The organism is Bifidobacterium pullorum subsp. saeculare, from assembly GCF_016899725.1.
GTDB lineage: Bacteria > Actinomycetota > Actinomycetes > Actinomycetales > Bifidobacteriaceae > Bifidobacterium > Bifidobacterium pullorum_C.
Genome location: NZ_JACLYU010000176.1, coordinates 1 through 468 on the forward strand (window position 1 = coordinate 1; position 468 = coordinate 468).

At 50.0% G+C, this 468-nt stretch carries 1 rRNA gene; it reads left to right on the forward strand.

What is annotated here, in order from left to right:
* Positions 1 to 468 (forward strand): 23S ribosomal RNA (locus H7U32_RS10045); the annotation flags it as partial.

A 468-nucleotide genomic window follows, 5' to 3' on the forward strand; every position in this document is an offset into this window, starting at 1 on the left:
GGCATAAGTAGCGAGAGGTGAGTGAGAATCTCACCCGTCGAAAACCTAAGGTTTCCTGAGGAAGGCTCGTCCACTCAGGGTAAGTCGGGGCCTAAGCTCAGGCCGAAAGGCGTAGGCGATGGACAACAGGTGGAAATTCCTGTACTAGTCTGAGGCGCTTGAGAGAAGTAGTGACGCAGGAGGATAAGTTGAGCGTGCCGTTGGTTGAGCACGTCCAAGCATAAAGGGAGAAGATATAGGAAAATCCGTATCTTCATTAATCCTGAAATGTGATGGGGATCGAAAAACAAGTAGAGAAGCGACTGACTCCACACTGCCAAGAAAAGCTGCTATCGAGCCAAAGATTACCCGTACCGTAAACCGACACAGGTAGGTGAGGAGAGAATCCTAAGACGAGCGGAAGAACCTTTGTTAAGGAACTCGGCAAAATAGCCCCGTAACTTCGGGAGAAGGGGTGCCAGAGAAATC